Raw genomic sequence first — 12066 nt, 5'->3', positions numbered from 1 at the left:
ATGACGCAGGCCAGTTGACTGGCATCACCTACAAAAAAGCCGACAACAGCCTCATCGGTGACCTGGCTTACACCTATGACGCCAATGGCCGCCGCACCAAAACCAGCGGCAGCCTGGCAAAAACAGATTTGCCAGACACAACCAGTACAACCAGCTACGACGCCAACAACCGCCTCGCCACCTGGGGCAGCCAGATACTCAATTACGATGCCAACGGCAACCTCACCAGCGATGGCCTCAAAACCTACATCTGGAACGCCCGCAACCAACTGATACAGATCAAGGACAGCACAGGCACAGAAGTCGCCAGCTTTAGTTATGACGCACTGGGCAGAAGGCAAACCAAAACCATCAATGGTGTCAGCACAGGATTTATGTATGACGGTGTCAACATCGTGCAAGAACTCAATGGGGCAAGCCCAATCAACAACTACATCAGCGCTGGAGTAGATCAGGTATTTGTACAGCAGAGTGGCGCTGGCGCATCAGCGAAAAAACTGACTTACCTCACAGACGCACTTGGCTCCACCATCCGCCTCACCAACACAGCAGGCGATAAGGTAGTTGATTACAGCTACGATCCTTATGGTAATACCAAGGCAGATGCGGTCATCAATAATTCTTTCCAATATACTGGACGTGAGAATGACGGGAATGGGTTGTATTACTACCGTGCCAGATATTATTCGCCAGCGACACATCGGTTTATATCGGAAGACCCGATTGGATTGAATGGGGGGATTAATACATATGGATATGTTGAAGGCGATCCAATTTCGCTTGTAGATCCAACCGGCCAGGTTGTAGAGGGTACATTCGACAGAAAAACTGCTACGGTTACTTTTAGGGATTTGGATACAAATGCGACGGTCATAGTTAAGGCGCGCGCAGGGAATGGCATATACACTAATGACAGCCGCTATGAAGGATTACCGAATCGTGGACCCCTTCCAGCAGGTGATTATTTGATTGCTAATGCTGGTGCGCGTAAGGACCATGGGATTTGGTACCAATTACTTTCTCCTGATGGTAAAGGTAATTATGATTACAGAAATTGTCGTAACGTCAAAAATCCGGAAACAGGAGAGATGGAGTGCCGTAGGTTCTTTAATATACATAACGACCTTAGAAGCGATGGTTGTGTAACTGTGCCTTCAACTGTGGGCGAGGACGATTCGAATTTTCCGTACAGCGAGCAATTTGAGGCATTAAAGAATTTACTTAATAAAACAAAGCCGCTTGTTAAAAATGGCAAAACTTATAGAGGATGGCTCCATGTTAGAGGTTAAGAAATTATTTATTGTCATATTATTGGCATGTGTAACTCAAATAGGTTTTGCAGCAACACCAAATCGGGTTTTAATGTTTGAGAGAACCAATGTACTGACGACAAAGCTGATTGAATATCTCAAGAAAAAAAGCGAAAAATTTGGAAAATCTCAAATTGAAGACCCGGCGAATACTGAAATAATGAATGAGCTTGATCGATTGATAGCGCGAGAGAAAAATCCTGCAGTGTTGGCGAGGGTTGCTCTGTATGCCCGAATGCTTGGTGACTATGGATTTGAATCTCGAGAAGATGATAGCGAAGTGATAGACGTGGTCTTGCTAGAGATTTGGTTTGCTTGCCTGAACAATATAAAAAAGATCGGGGGTGTAGACGCTCTGGCAGCGCTAAACGACATGAAAAGAACTATTTCTCTTCAAACTCTTGATGGAGCAGTAAGCCTTGCATTTAGGAAAGCACGTGAGGAAGTTGAAGAGGGGATAAAAGCAAAGGACAATAAAGCAAAGACGGCATCAAAATTACCTACTTTGACCAAGTAAATAGCCATTACTTTCAAATTACGATGAGAGTCAGATTGAAATCTGCATCAATCTTTATTAAATGTGTTACTTAAACTCATGTTCTATATGAATGACATGTCTAATCAAAAGTGCCTTGAATTTGTTAAGTTGTTTGAGGATATTCTGAATGCCAAGCCTGGGATGCTAGGTTCGGTTGCGGATATATCGGCAATGTTTTACGTTGTGGACAACATACATAATATATTGTTGTTTGATGAGAGATTGCCGTTGAAGTTATCTTGGAATGAATTTTTGCTTGAGAAAAAATTACTTCGAGACTTGAAGCCAATTCCGGTTGAGGACAATTGGGATTTTGAAAGCTTCGTTAAATTAAGGCATGAATATCTGAATTGGATTGAGGGTCGACGAGCTGAAGGTTCGTAAATTTGAAAAAACATGCTGCGCAATCAGCCTCCGTATCGTAAGAATTGCCATCGGTTAGATTTGCCTCGTTTCTGAAATAGTCTAGGATGGAGGCGGATTTAATTTCAGTCTGGACTTGCACTTCTTAAATTGCGACTACGGAGTGAACACGTACAATCTTCGAGAAAAAATTTTGCCAAGCACAGTATAAAGCTCAATCAAGTATGGTGAATGAAAGGGAAAGGAAAAAGGAGCTTGTAAGAAGTGTTGTTCACCGGCAACCGCCTGACTCAACTGGCCGACAGCATCACCGGCAACATCGGCTTCAACTACGACAACCTCGACCGCATCACGCAGGTCACCAGCCCCAACGGTATAGTCAACTACACCTACGACGCCAACGGCCAGCGCAGCAGCATGACCGTCGCAGGCCAGCCAACACAAAACTACACCTACGACAAAGTTGGCAGGCTCATCCGCATCGACCAGGCCGCAGGTGCCATCAACAATAACCAGGCACAAGCCATCCAGTTCATTTATGACGACGCAGGCCGCCTCACCAAAACCACCTACGCCAACGGCATCACCCGTGACAACAGCTATGACGACGCAGGCCAGTTGACTGGCATCACCTACAAAAAAGCCGACAACAGCCTCATCGGTGATCTGACTTACACCTATGATGCCAATGGCCGCCGCACCAAAACCAGCGGCAGCCTGGCCAAGACAGATTTGCCAGACACAACCAGTACAACCAGCTACGACGCCAACAACCGTCTCGCCACCTGGGGCAGCCAGATACTCAATTACGATGCTAACGGCAATCTCACCAGCGATGGCCTCAAAACCTACATCTGGAACGCCCGCAACCAACTCATCCAGATCAAGGACAGCACAGGCACAGAAGTCGCCAGCTTCAGTTATGACGCACTGGGCAGAAGACAAGCCAAAACCATCAATGGTGTCAGTACCGGGTTTATGTATGACGGTGTCAACATCGTGCAAGAACTCAATGGCACCAATGTCACCAACAGCTACATCAGTGCAGGAGTAGATCAGGTATTTGTACAGCAGAGTGGAACTGGACCAAGTGCAAGCAGTTTGACCTACCTCACGGATGCACTTGGTTCCACTATCAGACTCACAAACGCGACAGGCGACAAAGTTGTTGATTACAGCTACGACCCTTATGGCAATACAAAGGCAGATGCGGTCATCAACAACTCGTTCCAATATACCGGTAGGGAGAATGACGGAACGGGACTTTATTACTACCGTGCCAGATATTATTCGCCAGCGACGCATCGGTTTATATCGGAAGATCCGATTGGATTGAATGGGGGAATTAATACTTATGGGTATGTGGGTGGAAATCCTATCAGTTTTACTGATCCGTCTGGGCGTTGTTTTGGGCCGCTGATCGTTGCTTGCTATTATGGCGTGCTGTATGCAGAGCAATTGCTGATTGGAGCAGAGATTGTCGCAGCAATTTCTACTGGGGCTATGATGCCATCTGCGTCACCCGCAGCAACTGCCGCTAAATCGACAGCAAGAGCGGTTACAACTATTGCTGAAGAAATTGGTACAGTTCAAGTTTTCAATAGTTTCAAACAGGCTAAAACAGCACTTGGAACGCAGCCAGGGGAAAATATTCATCATGTCGTGGAACAATGTCAGGCTGCCAGAAGTGGATTTCCAACTAGTGCCCTGAACACGACGAGTAATTTGGTGCGTTTGCCTGAGGCAGTTCATGATTCTATAAGCGCACATTACTCTACATTAGTTCGTGGAACAAACATGACGTTAAGAGATTCATTAAATGGGTTACCTTATCAAAAACAATATGAGATCGGCTTGGATATTGTTCAAAAAGCGCTTGCGGGGAAATTATGACTAAAAATGAAGAAGATTTGAGAATATTTGTTCAGGATGCCCTAAATGAATGGTCAGATGTGTATGCAGGTAATGCAAAGTCAGCAAATGCCAGGATTCGTGCAGCGGAAAAAATGGTGACTCGCTGGGCAAAAGAAGGCGTTGTCCTTGAGCTATTACTGCCTTTATTAAAACATGAGGCAATCGCTGTTAGGTTTGCTGCTGCTGCGCATTTGATTAATCATGGGGGCAAGAAACATGCTGTTGCAGTGCTGCGAGAGTTAGTCAAAGAACCAAGCTTGATTGCGAGTTCGGCGGACGCAGTTTTACGCATCAATAAAATCTCAATTAACTCTGACTTATAGAGAGAATTTGACGGGCTCTGCAATATTCTTGACTGAGATTTATGACTATTTATTGATGCATTGCTCTAGACCTTTCGTTCTTGGTAAAGCGATGCTTGAAATTTTTTTTCGAACTCCGCTATGGGGCGCTTGATTATATGAATTTCTTAGGTGAACCTGATGACAGAGAAAACGATATTCATTCAAAATGCTGAAGAATATTGGGTAAGTATTGATGAGGGTAGTTCTAAAACTGCAAATGCAAAAGAACGTGCTAATAAAAAAATTGTAGCGGAATGGGTGAAAGATGGTGTTGTTTCAGAACGGTTATTGCCTTTGTTAACCCATAGTTCAATAGAGGTTCGATTCGCAGCGGCTGCGCATTTAATTAATCATGCTGAAAAAGAGAAAGCCATTTCAGTGCTGCGCGAATTGATCAAGGAGTCTGAAGGGTTAATTTCTCCGTCCGCGGCAACTGTCTTGCGCATTCATAAAATTTCAGTGGCCTCTTAAATTATTTTTGCAAAAGTATTCCATACAAATCATAGAGGTATTTTTTGAAATGGCGAATATGACTATTTATTGGAACAAAACTTCGATTCCTGCCCTTAAGGGCCTATCCAGACAAGAACAATCAGCTCTGATACGCCCTGTCCTGGGTATGGTCTGGCAACGTTGGCAGGTATGGTTGCCTCTGTTGGTGCAGACGGTGTTATTTTTCTCGTTCATCTTACTTACGCCACAATTCCCATATCGCTTGCCGTTCCTTATTGCAATCGTCTATGTCACAGTCAAACTGGCTCATTTGCCTTTCAATCATTTTCTGGCGCTTGAGTTGGAAAAAATTGCCTAGACAAAGCATAGAAAAATCAATTTTCCGTGGCAAGTGACTATGAGACTTAATATCTTAGGTGACTTCGATTGGGAGTCAAATATTGATCAGGTTCTAAAAGCATTCTCTGACGATAACTACCACTCCTACCTCCAAGAACGGGATTATGGTACTGGACTAATTGGGATTACCGTTGTTTTCATGTGCCAAGATCCGAACTTAAATCTGAAGCGAAGAATACGATTGTCGAAAAAAGAAAAGAAACTATATGTGGATATCATGCTTGATTTGGCACAAATGAAAAGCGTCGATTTGGCCAAGAAAAAAATGATAATTTCTGAATTACTTTTGAAACAAATTCCAGAGGTTATTTCAAAATACAAAATTGATGATTTTGATCTACAGCGCTTTATCGAAGATTTCCAGCAAAAATTTCGTATCGCTGAATCGTGAATTATAGATGTTCTTTGGCTTCGCATTATTTCCTTAACCTCTATGAGCGAAACGACAAAAAAAGCTGAAACGCTAACAATTGCTGATTTGGAAAAATATCCTGTCTGGCAATATACAAATTCTCAAGAAAAAATCGGGGAAACAGTTGTTCGGCCAATAAAAAGAATACCTGTCAAAAGCCTAACAGGAAAGCTTGTTGGTACTAAGGTTCGTTTCGCCAATGGCACGGACACTTGGGCGTTAATTGGAAATGTTGACGCAAATAATGCACGACTAACACAGCATTTCTTGACTCTTTCAATTTTTAACGCCGACAAGTGGTTTACTTTGGCGAGATATCACGATATTGAGCGAGAGCGCTTCGGTCCAGAGGCGCTTGAAATGTTTATGGGATTAGATGTTAATCAGATTTTTCTAATCACATATGATATCAGTCGTTGTTGTACAGGCGATTCAAAGTCACTTATTGGAACGATTGAAAAGGAACCTGAAGAGAAGCTTACCAGAGCAGAAATTATTGCTTTGGCGGTTCCTTTCCTATAGTAGTACAAGGCTGAATTAAGCGGATCACTTGATCTAACGCTTGAGTTAGAGAGGGGAAGTCTGCTGGGTAAAGTATAGAAAAATCAGTTAATCATGATGAGCAGGAGTGAAACAAAAGTAAAGAAACTCAAAAAGACTGCTCATCAAATTGTTGGTTGGTGCTTGCTTCTTCTTTTTTGCTTGGTCTATGCGGACACTGTGGACGCCCGCAACAAAACCACCCAGTTCGGCTATGACGGCTATGACCTCAGCAGCATCACCGACCCGCTCAACCGCAGCGTCATCCTGCGTACTGACGCCATAGGCCGCACCGTCAGCAGCACCGATCCCCTCAACCAGCGCAGCATCAGCAATCTCGACAACCTCGACCGCGTCACCAGCGTCATTGACACCAATAACCAAAGCACCGGCTTTGGCTACGATGACGACGCAGGTCGCCTCACCAAAACCACCTACGCCAACGGCATCACCCGTGACAACAGCTATGACGACGCAGGCCAGTTGACTGGCATCACCTACAAAAAAGCCGACAACAGTCTCATCGGTGACCTGACTTACACCTATGACGCCAATGGCCGCCGCACCAAAACCAGCGGCAGCCTGGCAAAGACAGATCTACCCGACACCATCAACACAGCCAGCTACGACGCCAACAACCGCCTCGCCACCTGGGGCAGCCAGATACTCAATTACGATGCCAACGGCAACCTCACCAGCGATGGCCTCAAAACCTACATCTGGAACGCCCGCAACCAACTGATACAGATCAAGGACAGCACAGGCACAGAAGTCGCCAGCTTTAGTTATGACGCACTAGGCAGAAGACAAGCCAAAACCATCAATGGTGTCAGCACAGGTTTTATGTATGACGGTGTCAACATCGTGCAAGAACTCAATGGGGCAAGCCCAATCAACAACTACATCAGCGCTGGAGTAGATCAGGTATTTGTACAGCAGAGTGGGGCTGGTGGCACAGCTACCAGCCTGACTTACCTGACGGACGCCATCGGTTCAACCATACGCCTGACCAATGCAATAGGTGACAAAGTCGTTGACTATAGCTATGACCCTTACGGTAATACCCGGACAGATGCGGTGGTCAATAACCCGTTCCAGTACACAGGCAGGGAGAATGATGGGAATGGCTTGTACTATTACCGCGCAAGGTATTATTCACCAGCGACGCACCGGTTCATTGCAGAAGACCCGATTGGATTGGCTGGGGGTATCAACGGGTATGGGTATGTGGGGGGAAATCCGATCAGTTTTACTGATCCATCCGGCTTGTGTATTGGTCCCTTGGCTGTAGCTTGTGTTTTCATTGCAGAAAATACAGTAGGATTGACTATAGGCGCTGAGGTCGTTGCAGGTGCCACTACAGGTGCGATGTTGACTACGTTATTGCCAACCTCAGGAATGGCGTCGGTAGCCAAAACCTGCGTAGCTAATGCTGAAACAGCAGTAGTCGCGGCTCGTAGTAACTATCGCTCTCTTTTTATTAAAGCTATTGGTCGGCTAGAAGAAAATTGGGAAGTGCATCACGCACTTCCACAAAAGTATGAAAGCCTTTTTCAAGCAGCCGGCATTAATATTCATGAGAATCAATGGTTGCGAGGAGTCCTTCGTACTATACATTCAGATATTACGAATGAATGGCGCGCATTTGATCGAGCGATGGGAGGAAATCCAACAGCAGCGCGTGTCGCAGAATTTGCAAAGCATATTGATGAAAAATATGAAAGTGTTTTTAAGTGGGCAGGTTTTTAGAAAAAATGAGGAAATACTATGACGAAGAAAGAAGAATTTTTTGAAGATATGGCAAATGCTATTGATTCTTGGACTGACGCAGCAACTAAGGCTGTAACTGAACAAATTTCTGGCCTTACTTGGGGTGCTAATAAAGATTCTTTTAAGCATATTCGGCAGGTATTATTGTCACATGACGTACCAAAAGAAGTCGTGGAAGAGATGTTTAGAGAATGCTTCCAAGGATTGGCGCACTCTTTTCTATGCACGTTGGATGGTGCAACAGCATTATCAGATACAGGACGAATTTATGTCGTTGATGAAGATGGTAATGAAATTGGTGATGGATTGCATGGGGATTTTGCAGAATATTTTTTTGACAGGAAAGAGTCAAAAGAAAATTGATCAGATAGGCTTCTATGCTCTACGAAAAACCATATATTGAAGAATTCCTTGCTAGATTTGTGCGTCCCAAGAGGCCCGATCTCGAAGCCTCACTTTCGGAGACTTTTGATGCATTAAAATTTGGAACACCACTTTCGGAGATGGCTTTGGCAGGCCTAGTTGAGGCTGCCTCTGATCGTCATACAACCGTTTATGAGGTTGCTACTGAATTTTTGGGTGAAGTTGCGGAGAGTGATGGAATTGCCCTGAGAATGATTCAGAATATGGCTGTTTCACCGCATGCACATGTCCGGCACAACGCTTTGCTAAGTCTCACTGAAAAAACGCCATTGCAAGTATGTCTTGAGATTATCCGTGGGGGACTGATAGATAAGAGTTCACGAGTTCGACGCAAAGCGGCAGACTGGGCGATTAGATTGCCATTACAGAGTGTCGCACCAGATATATCTAATGCGTTGAAAACGGAATCCAATAGTGAGACGGCCTTTGTAATGAGTGAAGCATTGAAGGCTTTACAAGCCGAAGAAAGCTGAACAGAACTTCATTTACTAAGTAGAAATAACAGGCACCGTAAAAATTGATGCGAGTTAGACAGATCAGCAAAGCTTGTCACCAAATATTAATCTGGTCCATGCTTTGCGTGATCAGCACTAACTTGTTCGCCTACTCTGTGGGCGTCAGCAACAAGGGCAACCAGTTCAGCCAGATCTATCTACCCGGCACAGCCGATACCAGCAGCATCACCCGCAGCTACGACACCGGCAACTGCCTAACATTGCTGGCCGACAGCATCAACGGCAACATCGGTTTTAGCTACGACAATCTCGACCGCGTCACCCAGGTCACCAGCCCCAAAGGCAGCATCAGCTACACCTACGACGCCAACGGCCAGCGCAGCAGCATGACAATCGCAGGCCAGCCCACACAAAGCTACACCTACGACAAAGTTGGCAGGCTCACCCGTATAGACCAGGCCGCAGGTGCCATCAACAACAACCAGGCCCAGAACATCCAGTTTGTCTACGACGACGCAGGTCGCCTCACCAAAACCACCTACGCCAACGGCATCACCCGTGACAACAGCTATGATGACGCAGGTCAGCTGACTGGCATCACCTACAAAAAAGCCGACAACAGCCTCATCGGTGACCTGGCTTACACCTATGACGCCAATGGCCGCCGCACCAAAACCAGCGGCAGCCTGGCAAAAACAGATTTGCCAGACACAACCAGTACAACCAGCTACGACGCCAACAACCGCCTCGCTACCTGGGGCAGCCAGATACTCAATTACGATGCCAACGGCAACCTCACCAGCGATGGCCTCAAAACCTACATCTGGAACGCCCGCAACCAACTGATACAGATCAAAGACAGCACAGGCACAGAAGTCGCCAGCTTCAGTTATGACGCACTGGGCAGAAGACAAACTAAAACCATCAATGGTGTCAGCACAGGTTTTATGTATGATGGTGTCAACATCGTGCAAGAACTCAATGGTGCAAGTCCAATCAACAACTACATCAGTGCAGGAGTAGATCAGATATTTGCACAGCAGAGTGGGTCAGGATCAACTGCCAGCAGTTTGACTTATCTCACAGATGCACTCGGCTCTACAATCAGACTCACAAATGCAACTGGCGACAAAGTTGTTGATTACAGCTACGATCCGTATGGCAATACCAAGGCAGATGCGGTCATCAACAACGCGTTCCAATATACCGGGAGAGAGAATGACGGGACGGGACTTTATTACTACAGGGCCAGATATTATTCACCGACCACACATAGGTTCATATCGGAAGATCCGATTGGATTGGCTGGAGGAATCAACGGGTATGGGTACGTGGGTGGAAACCCGATCAGTTTTACCGATCCGTCCGGCTTGTGTGTTGGGCCTTTGGCGGTAGCTTGTGTTTTCATTGCAGAAAATACTGGAGGATTACTTTTAGCTGCAGACATTACCGCCGGGGTGACCACAGGCGCTATGCTACCATCGCTATTACCGGCTTCCGGAATGACTTCCGCAGCCAAGGCATGTGTGGCAAATGTTGAGTCAGCAGTAGTTGCTACTCGTAGTAACTATCGGACTCTTTTCATTCAAGCTATTGGTCGGCTAGAAGAAAATTCCGAAGTCCATCATGCACTTCCACAAAAATACGAAAGTATTTTTCAGATGGCTGGAATTAATATTCATGAGAACCAATGGCTACGTGGTGTTACAGTTAATGTACACAAAATTATTACAAAAGAGTGGCGAGAATTTGATCGAGCTATGGGAGGAAATCCAACAGCCGCACGTGTCGCAGAATTTGCAAAGCATATTGATGAAAAATATGAAAGTGTTTTTAAGTGGGCAGGTTTTTAGAAAAAATAAGGAAATGCTATGACGAAGAAAGAAGAATTTTTTCAAGACATTGGAGGAGCAATTGAGGCTTGGGCTGAAGTAGCATCCAAGGAATTAACCGATCCCAATTTCAGCTCCACTTGGGCCGATAGTCAAGAGCCGTTTAAACAACTTCAACAAGTGTTTTTCTCAAATAACATACCAAAGGAAGTTGTGACGGAAATGTTCGTCGAATGTTTTCAAGGGTTGGCGCACTCTTTTCTATGCATTTTGGATGGTGCAACTGCGTTATCAGATACAGGTAGAATTTACGTTGTTGATGAGGATGGTATTGAGCTTGGTGATGGTTTGCACGAGGAATTCGAGGAATATTTTTTTGACAGAAAAATGTCAAAGAAAAGCTAATCGATCGGGTTTTTATGCTCTATGCAAAGGCATACATTGAACAATTCCTTGTCAGATTTGTGCGTCCCAAGAGGCCCGATCTTGAAGCTCCGCTTCTGGACGCAGTAGATGCATTAAATTTAAGAACGCCCCTTTCTGATGCAATCTTGGCTGCCATGGTTGAGGCCGTTTCTGAAAAGCAAACAACCGTCTATGAAGCTTCTACTCAGATTTTTGGAAAGATTGCCGAATATGACGATAGAGCCTTGCAAATGATTCGGGATATGGCGATCTCAAAACATGCTCATGTTCGCCATAATGCACTGCTATGTCTCACACAAAAAACTCAATCAACCGCGTGTATTGAAATTATTCGTGACGGTCTAAGAGATAAAAGCTCGCGGGTCCGACGCAAAGCGGCAGACTGGGCGATTAGATTGCCATTACAGAGTGTCGCACCAGATATAGCTGATGCTTTGAAAAAGGAATCCAATAGTGAGACAGCCTTTGTCATGACTGAAGCACTGAAGGCTTTACAAACTGAGGAAAGCTGAATGAGACTTCATTAGCTCAGTAGAAATAACGAGCAAGGTAAAAATTAATGCGAGTTAGACAGATTAGCAAAGTGTGTTACCAGATCACAATTTGGTGGATGCTTTGCTTGTTCAGCGTCGATCTGTTTGCCTGCACATTGAATAGTTCAGGCAAGCTTATCTTGTGCAGCTACGACACCGGCAACCTCCTCACCCAACTGACTGACAGCGCCAACGGCAACATCGGCTTCAACTACGACAACTTGGATCGCATCACGCAGGTCACCAGCCCCAACGGTATAGTCAACTACACCTACGACGCCAACGGCCAGCGCAGCAGCATGACCATCGCAGGCCAGCCAACACAAAGCTACACCTACGACAAAGTTGGCAGGC

Annotated in this window: 16 protein-coding genes; 15 read left to right on the top strand and 1 reads right to left on the bottom strand. The window is 45.4% G+C overall.

Features of this window, described 5'->3' with window-relative positions; translation table 11 throughout:
• The 15 genes from ACO0LG_RS29305 to ACO0LG_RS29235 form a co-directional block, all read left to right on the top strand.
• The coding region (locus ACO0LG_RS29305; RefSeq protein ID WP_423032113.1) for an RHS repeat-associated core domain-containing protein at positions 1–1289 on the top strand (1289 nt) is incomplete at its 5' end.
• The gene (locus ACO0LG_RS29300; protein WP_423032111.1) at positions 1276–1827 is read left to right on the top strand and encodes a hypothetical protein; all 552 of its coding nucleotides are present in this window, start codon (positions 1276–1278) and stop codon (positions 1825–1827) included. The genes ACO0LG_RS29305 and ACO0LG_RS29300, both read left to right, overlap by 14 nt.
• Before the next feature lie 96 nt (positions 1828–1923).
• Positions 1924–2232 (top strand): hypothetical protein, encoded by a 309-nt coding sequence (locus tag ACO0LG_RS29295; RefSeq protein WP_423032109.1) that lies wholly within the window; start codon positions 1924–1926, stop codon positions 2230–2232.
• Between the two features lie 243 nt (positions 2233–2475).
• Positions 2476–4104, top strand: coding sequence for an RHS repeat domain-containing protein (locus ACO0LG_RS29290; protein WP_423032107.1), 1629 nt, complete (start codon positions 2476–2478; stop codon positions 4102–4104).
• Positions 4101–4448 carry a hypothetical protein gene (locus tag ACO0LG_RS29285; RefSeq protein ID WP_423032105.1) on the top strand — a complete coding sequence of 116 codons (348 nt, stop codon included), beginning with the start codon at positions 4101–4103 and terminating at the stop codon, positions 4446–4448. The genes ACO0LG_RS29290 and ACO0LG_RS29285 overlap by 4 nt, the downstream gene beginning before the upstream one ends.
• 159 nt (positions 4449–4607) lie before the next feature.
• Positions 4608–4940: a hypothetical protein gene (locus tag ACO0LG_RS29280; protein WP_423032103.1), complete on the top strand. Its 333-nt coding sequence runs from the start codon at positions 4608–4610 to the stop codon at positions 4938–4940.
• Positions 4941–4989: 49 nt separating this feature from the next.
• On the top strand, positions 4990–5280 hold the full coding sequence (locus ACO0LG_RS29275; protein WP_423032101.1) for a hypothetical protein: 291 nt from the start codon (positions 4990–4992) through the stop codon (positions 5278–5280).
• Positions 5281–5319: 39 nt separating this feature from the next.
• Positions 5320–5712, top strand: a complete 393-nt coding sequence (locus ACO0LG_RS29270; protein ID WP_423032099.1) for a hypothetical protein — start codon at positions 5320–5322, stop codon at positions 5710–5712.
• Positions 5713–5754: 42 nt separating this feature from the next.
• Positions 5755–6255 (top strand): hypothetical protein, encoded by a 501-nt coding sequence (locus ACO0LG_RS29265; RefSeq protein WP_423032097.1) that lies wholly within the window; start codon positions 5755–5757, stop codon positions 6253–6255.
• 198 nt (positions 6256–6453) lie between these two features.
• Entirely contained in the window at positions 6454–8022 is a 1569-nt protein-coding gene (locus ACO0LG_RS29260) for an RHS repeat-associated core domain-containing protein (protein WP_423032095.1), read from the top strand.
• An 18-nt stretch (positions 8023–8040) separates the two neighbouring features.
• Entirely contained in the window at positions 8041–8406 is a 366-nt protein-coding gene (locus ACO0LG_RS29255; protein WP_423032093.1) for a hypothetical protein, read from the top strand.
• 14 nt (positions 8407–8420) lie between these two features.
• The gene (locus ACO0LG_RS29250; protein WP_423032091.1) at positions 8421–8939 is read left to right on the top strand and encodes a hypothetical protein; all 519 of its coding nucleotides are present in this window, start codon (positions 8421–8423) and stop codon (positions 8937–8939) included.
• 122 nt (positions 8940–9061) lie between these two features.
• Entirely contained in the window at positions 9062–10774 is a 1713-nt protein-coding gene (locus tag ACO0LG_RS29245; protein ID WP_423032089.1) for an RHS repeat domain-containing protein, read from the top strand.
• Positions 10775–10792: 18 nt separating this feature from the next.
• On the top strand, positions 10793–11158 hold the full coding sequence (locus ACO0LG_RS29240) for a hypothetical protein (RefSeq protein ID WP_423032087.1): 366 nt from the start codon (positions 10793–10795) through the stop codon (positions 11156–11158).
• 14 nt (positions 11159–11172) lie between these two features.
• Positions 11173–11691 carry a HEAT repeat domain-containing protein gene (locus tag ACO0LG_RS29235; RefSeq protein WP_423032085.1) on the top strand — a complete coding sequence of 173 codons (519 nt, stop codon included), beginning with the start codon at positions 11173–11175 and terminating at the stop codon, positions 11689–11691.
• 146 nt (positions 11692–11837) lie between these two features.
• Here ACO0LG_RS29235 and ACO0LG_RS29230 read toward each other — a convergent pair.
• Positions 11838–12066, bottom strand: a 229-nt coding sequence (locus tag ACO0LG_RS29230) for a hypothetical protein (protein WP_423032083.1), incomplete at its 5' end; no start/stop codon positions are given.

Origin of the sequence: Undibacterium sp. Ji42W, assembly GCF_049340405.1 — a bacterium.
Classification (GTDB): Bacteria; Pseudomonadota; Gammaproteobacteria; order Burkholderiales; family Burkholderiaceae_D; genus Undibacterium.
Note: the sequence above shows the minus strand (reverse complement) of the source record. Positions and strands in the feature narration are given on the sequence as shown.